Source organism: Halomicrobium sp. HArcht3-1 (genome assembly GCF_058933345.1).
The window spans coordinates 83,787-102,347 of the sequence record NZ_JBZYDM010000007.1 but is presented as its reverse complement, the minus strand read 5'-3'; the positions used below and the strand labels follow the sequence as shown (position 1 = coordinate 102,347).

Here is an 18,561-nt window from a genome sequence, read left to right as displayed (position 1 = left end):
CAGGTTCAGTCCCACTGTGATATGAGTATCGGTGAGTGTTCGATCATCGTCCGAACGGGATCACGGCTCCGTAGCGGTGAGACCGGCGGTCTCGCGAGATTCGAACGGGGCTGTCGCAAGGATGCCACGACACGTCGACTACTCGTCGCTCCGCGACCGCTTCTCATCGGCTGTGCCGGGTCCTCGGTCGGCGTTGGCGTCCGTTGGGCGCTCGTCGATTTCCTGATCTGTCGAGGTGCCTCCCAGTGATTCTGCCTCCTCCTCCGGCGGGTAGCCAGCAGACGGGGACGCAAGTGGCGTCCGCTCGGGATCGATCAACCACGGGAAGATGATCCGCCCGAACTCGAATATTACGACGAACAGGAACGGAGCCAGGAAGATTCCGTACCAACCGAACAGGAGCGGACCGATAGTGTACGCGAGCATCACGGCCCCGACGTGGAGCGTCCGCCCGCTCACGTAGGGTCGGAGCAGTTGGTCGGGAATGTAGTCGACAACGACGAACGAAATCAAGAAGAACAGGACGGGAAACCAGAGGGCCCGGGGATCGAGCCAGAGTGCACGTCCGAGGAGGTACACGCCGACAGGCCAGGTCACGATCTTGATCCCGATGACGGGAATGAGGCTTGCCACACCCACGAGTAGACCGAGGAACGCCGCCTCGGGGATCCGAGTCGCCTGAGGGGCGACGACGTTGAGGAGCGTGTAGACCACCGCCGCGAGCACCCCGGTCAACAGCGCGTTGAGGATATTCCCGAAATAGACCTTGTGGAGGGCCGTGTCGACCGTTGTGAAATACGTCTCCAGCACACCGCCGTCTTCGAGGAACGTGTTGCGCGCCCAGCGGTTGATACGGTAGTCGTCCCGCAGGAGATAGAACACGAGGATGAGGACGATGAACCCGTGGATGCCCACTTTGAACGCCACGCCGAACGAGGAGAGCAGCGACTCCGCAATCCCGCTGAGAGCGGGTCCAAACTGAACGTCGCCGAGGCGAGCGGGGTCTACGACAGCGACCTCGATGAAGGCCCCGAAATCTGCGAGGAGAGCAGTGATATCGAGATACGGCTGGACGACCGTTTCGAAGTCTCTGAACGCATCCGACGCCAGCAGGTCCGTCAGCGACCCGATGAGGATCGCAAAAGCCCAGCCGATGATAAAAAGAAGCGGCACCGCCGCCGTCAACAACGTGGCGGCGACGGCGAGGGTCCGTGATGTGACACGGGTGTTGATACGTCGGAAGACCGGTCGTGTGACGTAGTAGACGAACAGTCCCATGACGACGGTGCCGACGAACTGCCACCCGACGTAGAGGAGTCCGACGACCGTCACGATAGCGACGACCCAGAGGACCGCACGACTGCGATCGGACGGGAGCCATTGTAGCGTCGGCGTCAGTTGGCCGAGAGACGACGTGTTCGGCGAGGGCGATTCGTTCGGATCGGTCGGTGAGTCTTCGGGCATGATGGGATTGTTATTGCCGACAGGGTTCAGACATCGGTGAGCAAAAGTATGAATTCGTCGTCACTATCAATTGTCGGGCGTGCAGTACGTTCTGCGCTCGCTTCCAGCGTGAGGACACGAGTGCAGTCCGGGTCAGCAGACGAGATTCGGACGTGACCACTGTGACGGACAGCACACCGATTTCGAACAGAATGGGGAACGAGCGGATTGCAAATCCCAACGACGAAAGCACCTCACGGTAGAAGTAGTTCGAGAGTAACCACACGGAGATTTCGGTCATCGGTGTCACGTCCCAGACGTCCTTCAGCCAGTTGTGCCCTCAACGGCACGAAAGCCACCGTGCGCGACACGGTATCCGTCGATCAACGAAGTAACAGGGTGAGTTCGCGCCCGGATTCCCAAAATTGGGTCCCCGGTCAGTCGTATCCTCTTACATGCCGTGCTCGATGTGACCGAGTGGCCCACCGATTGGCAGTCTTGGTTACAGCAGTCTCGCGAATCCGCCGTGTCGAAGACAACGCTCCCGTGTGCAGACATGCCAGTGTCTAAGGAGCGCCGGACATAGTTATTAGCGCGTTACGGTGGCGGTGACCGTCCCAGGATGGTGATGATCTATCGATACAGGCGGGCGTCCTGCGCGATGGCTCTGGAACCCCACACTGTAAAGCAGTCCGGCTCCCGGAAGTCCATACGCCACTTTGGCAAATTCTCGGACCGAGGAGAGCAGATCGATTGCTACTCACATCTGCTCCTGCAGGACGTGGGGGGAGTAAGCCAACCGTTTGTTCTGATGAAAGTTATTAACAAAGACCGCTGAAAGGGAAGACGTCGATATGAGTTCACTGGTCGTGCTCAAGTTCGACGACATGGATGGCGCAGAAGCGATGCGTGACAAGATGTACGACTTCCAGAAGCGAGAACTGATCCAACTCGAAGACGCAGCGGTGGTCGTCCGCGATCAAAAGGGCCGCGCCAAGGTCAAACAAGCCCACAGCCTCGTCGGCGCGGGAGCGCTCGGTGGTGCTTTCTGGGGCATGCTCATCGGATTGCTGTTTTTCGCCCCCTGGCTCGGCCTCCTGACCGGTGCCGCAAGCGGCGCACTTGCCGGCAAGTTCGGCGACATCGGCATCGACGACGATTTCATCGACGAAGTGCAGGACGCTATCGAACCCGGAAACTCCGCGCTGTTCCTGCTGAGCCGAGAAGGTAACCTCGAGCGCATCGAGGAGGAACTGTCGGATTTCGAGTACGGCTTCGAGATCATCGAGACGAACCTCTCCCCGGAAGACGACAAGCGCCTCCGCGACGCCTTCGCGGCCGAGGAAGTCGCCGGGTGAGTCCTTCGGGGACCCGCGGCCCGGAGCCGAGCTATCGGAGCGGAAACCAACCACTGATTGTCTGGACCGACCGGGCAATCCGCCACCCAGTATCACATGCGACTCGTCCAGGTTCTGATTCCCGAGGGAACTCGATCGGCCGTCCTCGACACGCTCGACGACCAGGGTATCGATTACGCCGTGTTCGACGAGGTTGGCCGCGGCGATTTCGAGGCGATGGTACAGTTTCCCGTCCCGCCCAGCGGCGTCGAACCGGTGCTGGACGAACTGATCGAGGCTGGTATCCGAGAAGACGCGTACACCATCGTCCTCTCGACCGAGACCGTCGTCTCGGAGCGACTGTCCGCACTCGTCGAACGGTTTCCCGGCCTCCGAATCTCACGTGAGGAACTGTACGCACGGGCACAGGATCTCGCGCCAGCGAACTCTACTTTCTTCGCGTTCCTCATTCTGAGCACCGTCATCGCGACGACGGGCCTGCTACTCGACTCCGCGGCCACGATCATCGGTGCGATGGTCGTCGCGCCCCTGATGGGACCCGCCGTCTCCGCCTCCGTCGGGACGATCCTCGACGATCCGGGAATGACCAAACGCGGCATCAGACTGCAGGTGATCGGTCTCGTCGCTGCCATCGCAACGGCGGCGGTCATGGGCTGGCTCCTCCAGCAGACCGTTCTCATTCCGCCGGGACTCGATATTCGAACCGTCCCGCAGATCGCAGAGCGGACGAGTCCGAACTTCCTGTCGCTCTTTCTCGCGCTCGGATCGGGAATCGCCGGGTCACTCAGCATCATGCGTGGCTCCGGGTCGACGCTCGTCGGCGTCGCCATCGCCGTCGCACTCGTTCCCCCTGCCGCGACCTCTGGCCTCGGTATCGCGTTCGGCCTGGTGGGTGTCGCCATCGCGGGATCCGTCCTCGTCGTCGTGAACCTGCTCGCGATCAACGTTTCGGCCCTGACCCTGTTCTGGATAGCGGGGTTCAAGCCACTCGACACGACCGCGTTCGAGGGGGTTCGCGCTTCGATCGTCTCGCGTATTCTCGTGTTAGCGATCGCCATCGCACTGCTTTCGGTCGTCCTCGGTGGCGTCACCTGGACGACGTTTCAGACACAGGCCTTCGAGCAGCAGACCCGGAGTGAACTCCAGCAACAATTCGACGAGGCAGACATCGAAGGGGTCGAACTCGTTTCGGTGACCGTCGACTACGAGCCGATCGATCTGCTCCTTGGAAACGAACCACGGGTGGACGTGCTCGTCGGTGTGCCACGGGATCAGGGGGTGCCGCCCGACCTCGCGCAGCGCTGGGACGACCAGTTGACTGCGGAGTTCAACCGGGATGTCGTCGTTCACGTCGGATTTATCGAGACACAGGTCTCCGACGGGAGAACACGGGAACGACTCGCGAGCCGTGTCCATCGTCGGACCCATCCTGCAAGAACAGTTCTCCCGTGAAGTCAGCAATAGCCGGGCAATTACCCTCGAAGTGTTGGTGCCTCGGCGTGACGAACTCACCGAAGCACTGCCCCAGCCTTCCGAGTCTGGGATCGTGACGGCCAGACACTTGTTCTCGTGGGGTTGACCCCTGCGGAGTGGGGCCTGCTCGGAGGAATCTTCGAGACTGCATTCATCGGCCAATAACGTACGGCGGTGCTACTCTCCGCCGGGTTCGGAACCGTCGTCTTCACCAGTAGCGGGGATCGTGTTCTCGGCACTCCCACACCTGCTCAGATGAAGCCGAACGGAAATCGATCGAATCGACTCGGGGTAACCGTCAGTATACCTCGGTAAGTGCTTCGGAGAGGATGGTTCTGACGACGGATCCGAACGCACACACAACAGCGTTCGGACACCCGAACGCGAGTGACGAGTCACGCGACGCTGTCGGTAATATAACCATTATATCAGTATCCGGCACCGCTGGATATGAGTCCCGATATCTCGTCCAGTAGCGAGACATCAATACGACTGCGCGATGTCGACGACCGTCCAGTGGGTTCAGTCTCGAACGACCCCCTGAAAGACGCATGCAGCAGTCTGCTAATGTGATCGAACAGCAGAAGTCCTCAGATAACAAAAGTACGAATATTATATTTGGGAGGTTCGACGACCGATCCACTCGGGTCAGTACTGATAGATATATTTTGATTCGCCGACTATATAGCAAATTCTCTATAGTATGGAGGGGGCTATGTCCCACCTTTTCGTCAGAACGAGGTTGAAATATTGTCATGGCAGGGTTCGTATGTTTTCGGATACCCCAACTGCTAATCGGCTCAGTAGCGCGGCGAGAGTGCATGTTCGATGGGCTGTCGCACCGCACGGCCACGGTATCCCGTAGCACCGATACGTATTTGCCGCTCGACTCGGAATCAGGGGGTAGATGTCCGACAGCAGCCACTCCGCTCTCGAAGCGGTAGCGCCGGACGACGTTGCACCGGAGTCGATCACACCAGACGCGATTCGAGCAGCCATGGACGCCGATAGCGCACCCGTCCGACAGCGTGGTGTACGCGTCTGTCTGGAACTGGTCGAAGACGACGTCGATGCCGTTCGACCGTATCTCGGCGACCTCGGTCGACTGTTGACTGACGGGAATCCCGGCGTTGTCCAGACTGCCGCGTCGGCACTCACGGAGGTCGCGAGAACCGATCCCGACGCCGTCGCCGACGTACTCGAAGACGCGGCAGCGCTCGCAGACGCTGACCTCGGTGGGATACGGTTGGTCGGGGCGCAGTTGCTCGCGACCGTCGCACGACAGCGACCGGCCCACTGCGCGCCGATCGTCGGGACGCTTCTCGACTGTCTGGAGCGAGAACGAGTCGCCAGTGGTAATCAATCGGTCGCAGCCCGTATCGACGACGAAATCACGCGGCAGACGGTCAGACAGCACGAACAAGAGGAAAAACAGCAAGAGCAGGTCGCCCGTCAGGTGCTGGCGAATGTCGCCGTCGCGGTGGCCGAAGCCGACCCGTCAGCGGTCGACGAACACATCGAGACGGTCGCTGCGCTCACGACCGACGAGGACATGGTCGTACGCGGGGCAGCACTGGACGTCCTCGGTGCAGTCGCCAGCGAAACGCCGGCGATGATCGACCCCGTTACGGATTCCGTCGTCGCGTGTCTCGACGCCGACGCTCGCGTTCTCACGGCGCGGGCTATTCGGACGCTCGGATTCCTCGACGACCCACAGCACGCCGACACGCTCCGGGCTGTCGCGACGACGGCCACGGACGAGGGAATCGCGTCGTTCGCCGCCGAGACGGCCACCTTTCTCGAAGAATAAGGGCCTGCTCAGTCGTCCATCGCCTGTTTCGTGCAGTACCAGTACGTAGCACCGAACGTGACCAAACAGCCAACGGCGAGTGTCAGGTCGACGAGGGCGATGATGTAGGCGGCGGTGCCGGGCTGGAGAAACAGGAACGAAAACCCAAGCAGGAGTCCCATCACGATGACGACCGCAAGCAGGAGCGGGATCTGGTTTCGCTGCTTGCAGATCACAGTCAAGAGGCTTCCTCGTATCGTCATATTCGTCTCTCTGTCTGAACGCCCATCAACGTCCCGATCTGTACGGTCCTGTCACACGAGCCGAAGCCGAGACAGTTGGGATGGTCACCGGTCACACTCCGTGACGCACGGGGCTGGAAGCAACGGCCGTGTGATGAATTGAGAGTCCCCGACGGGACTGAGGTCAGTCTTCGAGTGGGTCGCTCTCCCAGTAGTCGTGATCTGGTTGACTGCGGAAGCAGGCGGTACGGTGTTCGCTCGTCCCACCCGTGAGGGACGGGCAGGCCTCCTGACAGACCGCTCGTGCTTCGGGGCAGCGAGTGTGGAACCGACACCCACTCGGCGGGTCGACCGGGTCCGGAATGTCGATCTTTCGCATCGGGGGTTCGCTCGCGCTCGCCGTCTGAAGCGAAAGGTCGGGCGTCGCCCACCGAAGCACGTTCGTGTACGGATGGCCGGGGTCCTTGATCAGCTGTTCAGCCGGCCCGACTTCGACGATTTCACCCAGATACATCACGCCGATACGGCCGTCGCCGTGCTCGGCGAAGTAGCGAGCGTTCGAGAGGTCGTGGGAGATGAACACGAACGACGTATCGAAGTCGTCCTGCAGGTCGAGCATCAGGTCCATCATCTCGACGCGAAGCGAGACGTCCAGCGCGCTGATCGCCTCGTCGGCGAGGATCAGGTCCGGGTTCATCAGGAGCGCACGGGAGAGCGCGACGCGCTGTTTCTCGCCGCCGCTGAGCTGATGGGGATAGCGGTCTGCGAAGTCCGCAGCGGGATTCATGCCGACGCGTTCGAGTAGCGAATAGATGCGCTCTCGACGCTCGCTGGGTCCCACGTCCGGGTGGGTCAGCTTGATCGGCGTCGCGAGGATGTCGAGAATGGACTTGTTGGGGTTCAACGAACTGCCGGGGTCCTGATGGATGATCTGCAACGACGAGCGGATCTCGTCGAACGGGATATCGATGTCGCCCCTGCCGTCGTTGGCTGCCCAGATGTCTTGCCCGCGATAGCGGACGGTTCCGCCAGTCGGTCGCTGAAGACCGATGGTCGTCTTCCCGAGCGTCGACTTCCCGCAGCCGCTCTCGCCGACCAGCGCGAGCACGTCGTTCTCTTCGATGTCCAGCGAAACGCCGTCGACCGCCCTGACGACATCGGGGTCGTCGAAGACATCGAGCAACCCCTGGTCCTTCTCGAAGTGGACCTGGACGTTTTCGAGTGAAACGAGCGGTGTGTCGGTGGTGTCGTCGGCTGTCCCGTCAGTGGCAGTGTCGAACTGGCTCATGAATGATCCTCCGTCTCAGCAGCGGCCGAGTCGTCGTCGGTCGTCTCGAAGTTCAGGTCGATAGTCTCTCTGGCCTGTTCCCAGTGGTGACACGCCGTGCTGTGATCGCTGCCCGTCTCGTAGAACGCTGGGTCGACGGACCGACATTCGTCCGTCGCGAGCGGACATCGCGGCGCGTACGAACAGCCAGACGGAACGTTGATCGGTGCCGGACTCTGGCCTTCGATCGCACGCATCTCTTCGAGGGGAGCGTCGAGGTTCGGCGTCGAATTGAGCAGGGCACGCGTGTAGGGATGGCCGGAGTTGCCGATGAGCTGGTCGCGTGGTGCGACTTCGATGAGGTCGAACGCGTACATCACCGCCATCCGGTCGGCCAGCGCGGCCACCAGCGGGAGGTCGTGGGTGATAAAGACCATCGTCAGGTCGTACTTCTCCTGTAGCTCCTCTAGCAGCATCAGTATCGACCGCTGCATCAACAGGTCCAGTGCAGCCGTCGGTTCGTCCATCACGAGGACCTCGGGTTCGAGCACGAGCGAGAGTGCGATCAGCGCGCGCTGTTGCATCCCGCCGGAGAGTTCGTGTGGATACGATTCCAGCACTCGCTCGGGGTCGAGATACAGATCCGAGAGCAGTTCGCGTGCAAACGCCATCCCGTCGGTGACGTGGGCGTCGTGGGCCTTCAGCGTCTCACGGAAGTGCCCGCCGACTTTCATCGTCGGATTGAACGAACTCATCGCGCCCTGAAACACCATCGCGACGTCTCCCCAGCGGAACTGCCGGAGTTCTTCCTGATCGAGTTCCAGCACGTCGATAGTCGTCCCCTCGGGCGTGTGATACAGTATCTCCCCGGAGAGTCGCCCGGGATCGGGAATCGCATCGAGCATCGCCGATGCGAACATCGACTTCCCGCTGCCACTCTCTCCGACGACGCCGACCATCTCGCCGCGCTCGACCGCCATACTCACGTTGTCGAGGACGAACGTCTCACCGTCGTCGTACGTGACTGCCGCGTTGCGCATCTCGATGATCGGGTCGGTCGCTGTCATCCGGTCGTCGCGTTTGTCCGAGACCATATCTGTCGTCATCTAGAGCACCTCCGTCACGCCGGCGTCGTCGTCCTCTTTGGCGGTCGACGTTGATTCGCCGGCCATTCGGGTTCTGACCCGGGGGTTGAACACTCGATCCATCCCCTGTCCGAGGAGGATGAGTCCGAGCGAGAGTCCCATGATCGCGACCATCGGGGCCAGCAACCAATGAGCGGCACTCCACGAGAAGAGCGCGCCGCCACTGTACGCGAAGTTGAGTGTCACACCCCAGTTCTGCGTCGAGTAGGGCAACACGCCCAGGAAGTACAGCCCGACGGATGCGAACATGACGTAGCGTGCGGCAAACACGAAGTTGACCGTCACGTAGGGCATCAGGTTCGGGATGATGTCGGACACGATGATGCGTGGCGTGCTGACACCCATCGTCCGGGAGGCCTCGACGTAGTTGTTCTCGCGGATGGTGAGCACCTGCGAGCGAAGCGACCGGCCGAGACCCGCCCAGTAACTGATGTTGATGATGACGCCCAGCAGGATCGGGTTCTCGGGATTGAGTGTCACCGCGAGGATGATCACGAGCGGGAGACCGGGAATCGCCATCACGAGGTCCGAAAACGACATCAACAGACGGTCGACGCGGCCACCCTTGTACCCGGCGAGCGTCCCGATGGCGACTGCGACCCCCGTCGCCCAGACTGCACCGGCCGTGATCATCAACAGGATGTCCGGTGTCGAGTGGATGATGAGCGCGGCGAGGTCCGTTCCCGAAGCGGTCGTCCCGAGGGGATAGTCCATGTTCTCGAACAGCATGAGATAGCGCGGTGCCTGACTCGTCGACGGCTCCCGCCAGAGGCCCAGTATCGCGACGAGCGCGACCACCAAGTAGGCCCCGAGGATGAGGAAGCCAAAGCGCGTTCGCCAGTCGGCCCACGCGACACGGAGCGGTGTCAGAATCTGCTCTTCGTACGCCTCTCGCAGTCGATCTTCGATCGTTACCTCGACCGACGACGTACTCTCACTGCGCCAGTCGACATCTGTGCTGTCCGTTTCAGTATGCTTCATCAGACTCACCTGCACTGATTCGCGGGTCGATTTTGCTGTAGGTCAGATCGGCGACGTACACGCCGAGGACGAGCGCCACCGTGATGACGAGGAACGTCCCCATCATCAGCGGGTAGTCGTTGGCGTTCAACGCCGAGATCATGTAGTAGCCAAGCCCGGTGTACGAGAAGATCTGCTCCAAGATGACGGTCCCGCCGAGGCGGAACCCCAGTAGAAGCAAAAAGCCCGTGTACATCGGCAAGATGGCGTTCCGGGCGACGTATCGCGTGGCGATTCGGCGATCCGAGAGGCCACGCAGCCGTGCTACCTGCACGTAGTCGTTCCCGAGCACCTGGATGCTGTTGCCCCGCATCGCGAGTGCCTGACCACCGGCGGCACCGAGGGTGTAGGAGACGATCGGCAACACGCTGTGTTTCAGGGCACTGACGACGAACGGGATGCCGAGTTCTCGCTCGACCCCACTGGCGACCGTTCCCGCCGTCGGGAGCCAGCCGAACTGATAGGCGAAGATGTACAGTGCGATGACGGCGACGACGTAGAACGGGACCGACATCAGGCTGATCGAAGCGCCCGACACCAACTGATCGAATCGGGACCCTTCCCAGTAGGCCTGTAACGAACCCACGAAGATGCCCACCACGAAGACGAGGATCGTCGAGACCAGTACGACGAAGACCGTCCACGGCGCTGCGCGGGCGAGGATCGATACGACGGGTTCGCCCAGCGAAATCGACTCCCCGAGGTTCCCCTGAAAGAGCGCGATCATGTAATCGACGTACTGCTGCCACAGGGGCGCATCGGGCCGAATGTTCTGCAGACTCGCGATTCTGGCGTCGACCTGATCGGCTGGCACGCCCTGCCGGAGCAGTTGCGCTCGCAACAGCGTGAACGGACCGCCAGGGAGTAATCGAACCAGCCCGAACGTCAGCGACGCTACGAGGAATATCGTGACGAACACTCTGGCTGTCCGCCGCACGTAGTAGTTGACCATTAGCGACTTCCTCTCGTGAGATTACTCACTGGGTGCGCTCAGCTTGCCCTGCTTTGGAAGCCAGTGGGACGGCCATTTGATACCACGAGCAGGGTCGTCAGCCGACGCGACGTTCCACTCGGCGTCCGTGAGCCACGACTGGTCCAGTTTGCCGACCAGACCGAGCACCGGAATGTTCTGATTGTGATGCCACGCGACGCGCCGGACCGTCTCCCTGACCTTTTGCTCGTCCTGCATCGTCGCCACGTTCGTGATCTCTTCGAGGGGGTTCAGCGTCATGTCGCCCGAGCCGTCCATCGCCGGGATCGTCTGTTTGCTGTCGGGGAAGTTGTGACCCCCGTCGATATCGGGCGCCTTCAGCTGCCAGCGCAGCGGGAAGTACGGGAACGACGACCGAGCGCCCCCCGGGAGCCAGTAGAATGCACCCAGCTTGAAATCCGACTCGACGTAGGCACTGAAGTAATCCCCGCCCGGCAGGGAATTGATCTCGAAGTCGAAGCCAAAGGAGTTCAGCTGATCGACGACGGTGTTTGTCGCCGTCGTCCAGTCGGTCCACCCTGCCGGCGTGACGTAACTTCCTCCGAGAGTGTTGCCGTCGCCGTCCTGCCATTTCCCGCCGGACTTCGAGTAGCCGGCCTCGCGCAGCAACGTAGCGGCCTTCTCTGACTGGGTTGCGTCCACGCCGTAGCTCTCGAAGCTGTCGAAGTCGTCGCCGAGCCACGATTCCTGATCGGTCGGCGCGATACCGGTGACCTTCGGTGCAGGTTCTTTCGTCCGCGGCCCCGCGTTCTCGGCGACCTGTGTGCGGTTGATGACGTGAGCGACGGCCTGTCGAACCGCTCTGGTGCCGAAATCAGCGTCGTCGTGGTTGAACATGATCCCGTAGCCCCACTTGGCCGGGAGGGAGACTTCCTCGACACGGTCGGGGAAGTTCGCGACGATCTTCGGCGGGGTAAAGAGGCTCGTGACGACGTCGAGTTCGCCGCCCATCAGGCCCTGCTGGAGCGCGGTGTTGTCCTGTCGATTCAGCAGTTCGTACGTACTGAAATTGATATTCTCGGCGCTGTGGAAGTGCTCGTTGCGCGAGAGCGTCCACGCCTGATCGTTCTTGGATTCGAAGCTGAACGGTCCGTTGCCGTGGACGTTCTCTTCCCACTTGAACTGCTGAATGGCCGCTGCGTCTTTGTCGAGGAACTCCTCGTAAACGGGCTGATAGCAGTGGATTCTGAGATCACCGTTCGCCAGGGTGTGTTTGATGATCTCGGGGTTCGACGGGCGTTCGAGCGTGATCACGACCGTCTTGTCGTCCCCACCTTGCTCGACGGTGTCGGCGAAGTCCCACAGCGTCGCGCCGGTCTTTTTCATCAGCTTGAACTGTGTGATCACGTCACTGGCTGTGACATCGTCGCCGGTGTCCCACTTGAGGTCGTCGCGAAGGGTGAGTGTGACCGTCTGGTCCTCGAAGGTCCAGCTTTCGAGACCCGCCAGTTCGAACTCTTGGGTTTCGAAATTGTAGGCGGCGAACCGCTCGAAGAGGTGATTGCCGGCGATCCAGTCGTAATTCTGGGTCGCCATCGGGTTCAGGTGGAGATTCGACGGAACGCCGTTGTTCGTCGCGCCCGTGAGCGTAGTGTCGTACACCTGTGGACCACCCTCGGTGTTCGTTGCGGTGTCATCACCTGCGGCGGCCGTCGACTCGCTGTCGTTGTTCGACCCGCCACAGCCAGCCAGCGCCGCTGCGCCGGACACACCAGCCATTCTAACGAAGTTTCTGCGGCTAATCAAGTCGCTAAAGTCATCAGTCGCTTCTGACATGCGTACAGTCGGAGGATTCACCAATAGGTAATAAAAGTTTTCGTTAAATCCGACACTCGGGTGCGTCGTTCACGTGGCCGGTCCAGCGCCGAAGCGGCGCCAACGAGTAGTAGATGCGGTGTGTGTGGCAATCTGGGACTTGCAGCAAAAGAATTAACACCTGCTGTTCGGTATCGTGTTTGATGCGTTGTGATCAGTCACGGGACCGTTCCCACCGGCGCTGGGTCCGGGCAGCAGGAACAATCGATAGTGCGCGCGCCTCATCGAGGCGGAGAGAACAGGCCAACGACCACGACGTTCCCCCGGAGAATCACGGAATGCGCGACGATCCCGGGACGAATCGACGGGGAGGCGTTCTCGTTACGCCACGCGAGGCGGAAGCGCCCACGGTGGTCTAGCCATGCGACGAATGGTGCTTGCGGTCGTCCTGTCGGCGGTACTAGTGCTTGCCGGCTGTTCGGCAGTGGACACGTTCGGATCGAAGACCTCGGGACAGGAAGACCCACGGTTGGAGTTCCAGAACGTCACGGCGGCGTCGGGACTCCACTACGAGGCGACCGCCAGCGGGGTGGGCAGCGGGAACTCCGGCGTGTACGCCGCCGACGTGAACAACGACTCGTGGACGGACGTCCTCGCCATCGGTGGGGCGGAACCGACGGTGTTCGAGAACCACGGCGGACGGTTCGTCCGGGGAGACGCGCTGCCGGCGGTCGACGGTCGCATCAAGAGCGCCGCCTTCGTCGATGTCGAGGGCGACGGCTGGCCCGACCTGTTCCTCTTCGGTCACGACGGGACGGTACACGGGTACCACAACGACCGCGGGACGTTCGAGCAAACAGACTACGGCATCGGAAACCTCTCGTACCCGTTAGGTGCAACGGCCGCGGACTACGACGGTGACGGGGACACGGACCTGTTCGTCTACCAGTCCGGGTCGTGGCGCGAGCACAAGCCGGCAGGGTACTTCAATCTGCAGACGACCATCACGTCCGATAACGGGAATCCGAACTACCTCTACGAAAACGTCGGCGGGCAGTTCCGACGCGTCGAGACCGACACGATCAGCGGCGACCACTGGAGTCTGGCGGCGAGTTTCGCCGACCTCACCGGGGACGGCCGGCCGGACATTCACGTCGCAAACGACTACAACAACGATACACTGTACATCAATCGCGAGGATGGTGGGTTCGAGCGCCAGTCGCTCGCTGGCTCTACCGCTCGCAACGGCATGGCGTCGGAGGTCGCGGACGTGACCGCCGACGGCCACCCCGACGTGTTCGTCTCGAACATCTGGTTCCCGGATCTCGAAGCCAGCATGGACGAAGAGCGGTACGAACGATTGCGGCGACTGTTCGAGTTCGTCATCCACTCTAGCCGGACGCGGGGCAACACCTTGCTGGTCAACGACGGACAGGGGGCGTTCACTGATCGGGCGGACGAACTCGGCGTCCGTCACGGCGGGTGGGGATGGGCCGCGAGCGCGACCGATTTCGACAACGACGGCGACCGTGATCTCGTCCACACGACTCAGCACGTCGTCAGGATTAACCGGACCGATCCGGTCTACACGTATCCGATGGTGTTTCAGGCCACGCAGACCTCGGACGAAGTCAGCTTCTCGCGCGTGGACAAGCGTCGGCACGGGATGGAAGAGACCGACGGCCGAGGGTTGGCGACGCTCGACTACGATCACGACGGCGCACAGGAGATGGTGGTCGCCACCTACGACGATTCGTTCGTGGTCTACGACAACGCGGCTGCCGCCGACCGGCAGAGTCTCCAGTTCCGCGTCGTCGACGAGAACGGTGCAACGGCGCTCGGAGCCGTCGTCACCGTGACTGCCGGCGAGACAGAACAGGTGGTCACCCAGACTGCTAACGTCGACTATCTCTCACAGGACTCGCGGGTCGAACACGTCGGTCTCGGGACCCACGAGACGGTGACACTCCACGTACGATGGCCTGACGGTACCGAACGACAGTTCGACGGCGTCGAAGCGGGTCAGCGGCTCCGCGTGACAAAGGATGGTCTCGTGACAGCGGACCCGCCGTAACGGCGTCCGGAGCGGTCATCCAAACCTATAAATGTCCGTAAGCGGATCGTTTTCTCCATGCAGTCAGAAAGCGGGCAGCCACCGTACAGAGACGAAACTCTCTCGACGTCGAAGCGTGTCGACGACCTGCTCGAACGGATGACGCTCGAAGAGAAGGTCGGTCAGCTAGTCGGGACGTGGGCCGGCCATCTCGACGAGTTCAAAGACGTCGACGACGTCGCTACGGAGATCAGGGAGCACCACGTCGGAGCCGTCGCGTCGTTCGGGTGGGGTGGTGCCGTTGACATGCGGCTGGACGACATCGTCGAGACCGTCAACCGTCTGCAGGAGGTCGCACTCTCGGAAACACGGCTCGGGATTCCCCTGTTGTTCAACGTCGACGCCGTCCACGGGCACGCGTACGTCGCCGAGGGGACGGCGTTTCCCAACGGTCTCGGCTCGGGAGCGACGTGGGACACTGCGGCGGTCGAGCGGGCCGCTAGCATAACCGCGACGGAGGTACGTCGAACTGGTGCCCAGCAGAACTACTCTCCCACGTGTGACATCGCTCGTGATCCACGGTGGGGGCGCACCTTCGAGACGTTCGGTGAGAGTCCGTACCTCTGTGGGAAACTGGCGGCCGCCAAGGTTCGCGGCTATCAGGGTGACGGCATCGAGGACCCATCGTCGGTCATCGCCACGGCAAAGCACTTTCCCGCGTACAGCGAACCGGCACGAGGGGAGGACGCCGCACCCGTCGAGGTGTCCGAGTATCTGCTGCGCAACGTGTTCTTGCCGTCGTTCCTCGACGTACTGGACGAGGACGTCGAGTCGGTGATGCCGTGTTACAACGCGATCGACGGGGAACCCGCACACGGGTCGCGGCGCTATCTGACTGATCTGCTTCGCGGGAGGCTCGGCTTCGATGGCACCGTCGTCTCTGACTGGAGTGGCGTCCAGATGCTCCATCGAGATCACAAGGTCGCTTCGGATCACCGTGGCTCCGTCCGTCAGACCCGGACGGCCGGACTCGACATCGCGTCGGTCGACGCCACCGACCACGCCGACCACCTCGTCTCGCTGGTCGAGGACGGCGAGATTGCCGAGGCTGTCGTCGACGACAGCGTCGAACGCGTCCTCGAACAGAAGTTCCGACTGGGCCTGTTCGAGGACGCGTTCGTCGATCCGAGTGAGGCACGAGACGTTGTCGGTGCCAGCGCCCATCGCGAAGTCGCCCTCGACGTGGCGCGTGATTCGATGACACTCCTGCAAAACGACGACCTCCTCCCGCTTGACGAGAGCGCTGACGTCCTCGTCGCCGGGCCGAACGCGGACGACGTGGTCCACCAGCTCGGTGGCTGGAGCGTCCCCGACCCCGAGGGGACCGATGTCGTGACGATTCGCGACGGGATCGAGGCAACCACTACCGGGACCGTCGTCTACGAACAGGGGGCGACGATGAACGACACACTCGACGTCGACGCGGCCGCGGCGGCCGCCGAAGAGAGCGACGTTGCAGTCGTTGCTGTCGGCGAACCGTGGTACCTCCACGAGTTCGGTCCGACGGTGGATACGGGCACCGAACCGGACGAGTTCCCGAACCGGCACACGCTGTCGCTCCCGGACGCACAACGCGAACTCGTCGAAGCGATCCACGAAACGGGGACCCCCGTCGTCGGGGTGCTGGTCACAGGCCGGCCGCTCATCGTCGACTGGATGGCCGAGAACGTACCGGCCCTCCTCATGGCGTACTACCCCGGCACGATGGGTGGGCAGGCCGTCGCCGAAACCCTCTTTGGCGACAACGACCCGAGCGGTCGACTGCCGATCTCGATCCCGAAGTCGATGGGGCACCTACAGACGCGGTTCAATCACTTCCCACACCCCACACCGATCGGCCAGGAGGAGCACCCTTCGTCGTACGATCCGCTGTTCGAGTTCGGTCATGGACTCAGTTACGCGGACTTCGAGTACGGTGACATAACGCTGGCAGAATCGACGATCGGTCCCCACGAGACCACGACGGTCAGGGTCCCCGTCGAGAACGTCAGCGATCGCTCTGGCAGCGATGTCGTGCAGGTGTACGTCACCGACCACGCGAGTCCGCGTATCACGCCGGTACGTGAACTTCGTGGTTTCGAGCGCATTTCACTCGACGGCAGAGAAGACGTGACGGCCGAAATCGAACTCCATGGCACCGAATTAGGCCGACTGGACGACGGTGGCGTCCGACAGACGACGCCCGGTAAATACTCGGTTCACGTCGGCGAACAGACAGTCGAACTCACGGTCGAGACGACCGACGACTGAGACGGTCCGTTGGCGATCTTCACCGGGTAGACCGCACGCTGTCACGGGGACGTCCGGGTGAGCGGCCACGACTGTCGGTGTGACCGGGGTCGTCGAACGAGATGGCTTCGAGCGTGATCTTCTGGGCCTCGATATCCTCGAACACTGCCCCCCACCCACCGACGGTGAGCACCTCCTCACCCGTATCGAGCGAGACGATCGAATACGTCGAGAGGCGTTCGAGCGAGGGCGAATCGTCGGCGAAGACGTTTGGATAGTAGAGGTCACAGACCGTTCCCGTGACCGTTCGGAACTCCTGTGTCTCGACATCGAGACCGGAGACGGTTACGGCGATGTTCGCACCGTCATGATACAGTGTCGAGATATCTCGGATGAACTCCTTGAGGCTGATGTACGGCTTCGGGAGCTGCTGTTGGGGGACTAACGGTTCCCAGGAGTACCAGAGGCAGGTCTGGTAGTACCAGTGATTGATGAACGAGAGAATATTGTCGTTGATGAGGATACCGTAGTTCTCCGTGGCCCGCGAGTTCGGAGCGAAGTACGTTCGACTTCGATCGAGGATGGCAAGGAACGGGCCGGGGATGTTGACGACGCGCACTTCGAGGTTCGTCTGTTCGAGATCCCACGACTCACTCCGGTCGGCTAACGCCGGTTCGTAGTAGATCGCGACGTGAACGATCGCACCCCGGTCAGCGGCCGACTTCAGTTCCGTACGCAGCGACTCGAACTGGTCGGCCGTGAGCGCGATCTCGACGGCGATATCGGTCTCGCGGACCTGCTCGCGGACGTGTTCGAGCACCGTTTCGGCGTGCTTGACGACGCCCACCCGATGGTCTTTCAGGTCTGGCTGTTCCCACCGATCTTCGAGTTCGTCGGCAGCGTCGGTGAATAGCTCACCTCGCATGCGCAGGTGAGTGAGGATATCGACCGGGTTCGACGGCTCTGCGTGCAGCCGATCCTGATCGATCGTCTCGACGAACCCCTTCGTCTCCAGTGACCGAAGTGTGTCGTACACCTGTGAGGTCGGGACATCGGACTTCTTCGCAACGTCGACCGCCGGCAACCGGCCGTAGTCGACGAGGGTGAGGTACGCCTCTGCCTCGTAGCTGGTGAGGTCCGCGTTTTCGAGCGCTCGTTTCAGCGTATCGCGATCCATACAGGATGGCCTGTGCCCAGGCGTATGAATGTTTACCATAGGTGGACTGAGGAATAGATAAGGAGTTAGATAGGTTTTCGTAAAGAAAGGTAGCGAGGAAAGGTAATATATAGGAGCAGTTTTAGCTAGCGGAGATTCCGGAGATGCTTGTGGTCCTGTGCGGTGAAAAGTGGTGCTGAGAAAGTAGTGAGGACCAGTATAGTATGATAGTCGATAGGTTCGATATTCCTTTGTAATTGCCAAATTAATATTTTATGTGAGGGGTGGCTGTGAAGTCGGATCGAGAGATGGCAGTATCGGGCCGTCGATATCGAACGGGAGAAAGACGTACAATCTCCGTTTGGTGTATCGAAGCCAGAGATCGGAATCCTCGATCGACTCTCGGTGTTCCGTCGAGGCCAGTACACGTATCGGTGTGCTTCAAGGAGTGTCGTGCCCCAGCAGCTAATATAACAGGAGTACATGTGTTATCTCTCGCGGTTGGAAGATCGTAGCGGGCGATGCATCGGGACACCCAAGCCTCTCACCGCGAAGATGCAGAGCAGCCCGCTCAACAGAG

13 protein-coding genes are annotated in these 18,561 nt (G+C 61.4%); 5 read left to right on the top strand and 8 right to left on the bottom strand.

Annotation, left to right across the window (positions count from 1 at the left end; all coding sequences use genetic code 11):
• Window positions 1-138: 138 nt before the first annotated feature.
• Window positions 139-1,464 (bottom strand): AI-2E family transporter, encoded by a 1,326-nt coding sequence (locus AC5FRW_RS13140; RefSeq protein ID WP_493568910.1) that lies wholly within the window; start codon window positions 1,462-1,464, stop codon window positions 139-141.
• Window positions 1,465-2,330: 866 nt separating this feature from the next.
• Between AC5FRW_RS13140 and AC5FRW_RS13135 the strand changes: the two genes are divergently transcribed.
• The 3 genes from AC5FRW_RS13135 to AC5FRW_RS13125 all read left to right on the top strand — a co-directional run bounded on the left by AC5FRW_RS13135 (window position 2,331) and on the right by AC5FRW_RS13125 (window position 6,084).
• Entirely contained in the window at window positions 2,331-2,801 is a 471-nt protein-coding gene (locus tag AC5FRW_RS13135) for a DUF1269 domain-containing protein (RefSeq protein WP_493569011.1), read from the top strand.
• Between the two features lie 96 nt (window positions 2,802-2,897).
• A complete protein-coding gene (locus tag AC5FRW_RS13130) occupies window positions 2,898-4,253 on the top strand; it encodes a TIGR00341 family protein (RefSeq protein ID WP_493568909.1) in 1,356 nt (451 codons plus the stop codon).
• Window positions 4,254-5,181: 928 nt separating this feature from the next.
• Window positions 5,182-6,084 (top strand): hypothetical protein, encoded by a 903-nt coding sequence (locus tag AC5FRW_RS13125; RefSeq protein ID WP_493568908.1) that lies wholly within the window; start codon window positions 5,182-5,184, stop codon window positions 6,082-6,084.
• Window positions 6,085-6,092: 8 nt separating this feature from the next.
• Here the strand turns inward: AC5FRW_RS13125 and AC5FRW_RS13120 are convergent, their stop codons facing one another.
• The 6 genes from AC5FRW_RS13120 to AC5FRW_RS13095 form a co-directional block, all read right to left on the bottom strand.
• Complete coding sequence (locus AC5FRW_RS13120; protein WP_493568907.1) at window positions 6,093-6,326, bottom strand: hypothetical protein; 234 nt, start codon at window positions 6,324-6,326, stop codon at window positions 6,093-6,095.
• Window positions 6,327-6,489: 163 nt separating this feature from the next.
• A complete protein-coding gene (locus AC5FRW_RS13115; RefSeq protein ID WP_493568906.1) occupies window positions 6,490-7,593 on the bottom strand; it encodes an oligopeptide/dipeptide ABC transporter ATP-binding protein in 1,104 nt (367 codons plus the stop codon).
• On the bottom strand, window positions 7,590-8,678 hold the full coding sequence (locus tag AC5FRW_RS13110) for an ABC transporter ATP-binding protein (RefSeq protein WP_493568905.1): 1,089 nt from the start codon (window positions 8,676-8,678) through the stop codon (window positions 7,590-7,592). The genes AC5FRW_RS13115 and AC5FRW_RS13110 overlap by 4 nt, the downstream gene beginning before the upstream one ends.
• The gene (locus tag AC5FRW_RS13105) at window positions 8,679-9,698 is read right to left on the bottom strand and encodes an ABC transporter permease (RefSeq protein ID WP_493568904.1); all 1,020 of its coding nucleotides are present in this window, start codon (window positions 9,696-9,698) and stop codon (window positions 8,679-8,681) included.
• On the bottom strand, window positions 9,685-10,689 hold the full coding sequence (locus AC5FRW_RS13100) for an ABC transporter permease (RefSeq protein ID WP_493568903.1): 1,005 nt from the start codon (window positions 10,687-10,689) through the stop codon (window positions 9,685-9,687). The genes AC5FRW_RS13105 and AC5FRW_RS13100 overlap by 14 nt, the downstream gene beginning before the upstream one ends.
• Before the next feature lie 21 nt (window positions 10,690-10,710).
• Complete coding sequence (locus tag AC5FRW_RS13095) at window positions 10,711-12,447, bottom strand: ABC transporter substrate-binding protein (protein WP_493568902.1); 1,737 nt, start codon at window positions 12,445-12,447, stop codon at window positions 10,711-10,713.
• 457 nt (window positions 12,448-12,904) lie between these two features.
• On the opposite strand from AC5FRW_RS13095, the gene AC5FRW_RS13090 reads away from it, so the two are divergent.
• Both AC5FRW_RS13090 and AC5FRW_RS13085 read left to right on the top strand, forming a co-directional pair.
• Entirely contained in the window at window positions 12,905-14,557 is a 1,653-nt protein-coding gene (locus AC5FRW_RS13090) for a CRTAC1 family protein (protein ID WP_493568901.1), read from the top strand.
• Between the two features lie 57 nt (window positions 14,558-14,614).
• Entirely contained in the window at window positions 14,615-16,846 is a 2,232-nt protein-coding gene (locus tag AC5FRW_RS13085; RefSeq protein WP_493568900.1) for a glycoside hydrolase family 3 N-terminal domain-containing protein, read from the top strand.
• A 19-nt stretch (window positions 16,847-16,865) separates the two neighbouring features.
• Here AC5FRW_RS13085 and AC5FRW_RS13080 read toward each other — a convergent pair whose 3' ends face one another.
• The gene (locus tag AC5FRW_RS13080; protein WP_493568899.1) at window positions 16,866-18,002 is read right to left on the bottom strand and encodes a TrmB family transcriptional regulator; all 1,137 of its coding nucleotides are present in this window, start codon (window positions 18,000-18,002) and stop codon (window positions 16,866-16,868) included.
• Window positions 18,003-18,561: the final 559 nt, after the last annotated feature.